This is a genomic window from Ruminococcus sporogenes (assembly GCF_054655175.1).
In genome coordinates this window covers 1-496 of sequence record NZ_BAAHOA010000049.1, presented here as the reverse complement: position 1 = coordinate 496, position 496 = coordinate 1, and the positions used below count along the sequence as shown (strand labels likewise).

General features: G+C 39.5%; 1 pseudogene. It reads left to right on the top strand.

From position 1 onward, the window contains the following. Nucleotides 1–496, top strand: a pseudogene (locus tag ACYQ0N_RS15410) (amidase domain-containing protein); the annotation flags it as partial.

Below are 496 nucleotides of genomic sequence, written 5' to 3'. Positions count from 1 at the left end.
AAATTACAAAGAAAATATGGCGGGATTTATAGGTACAGAGTCGGAAAAATACGATTTCAGCGATTTAGAATACCTGCCTGAATCTTGGCTTGGCGATACCGACAAGGACGAACTTTTTGATATTTATGAAAAAGTAATAGATACTGATCCGTATGATATAGATACAGATGATGATGGATTGCCTGACGGATATGAAGTTTTAACACTGAACACCGATCCGTTAGAATTAGATACAGATGAAAACGGAATTTCCGACGCTGACGAAGATTTCGACAATGACAATCTGAATAACTTAGGCGAATATTTGAACAAAACTGGACCGTTCAATCCCGACACAGACGAGGACGGATTGCTTGACGGTGATGAGATCAAAACATATAAAACCGATCCTCTGAATCCAGATACGGATAACGATGGACTTCTGGACGGTGAGGAAGGCTATGACGGAACAATTTACAAAAAGTACGGCGTTTACTTTGATCCGTTAAATCCTGAT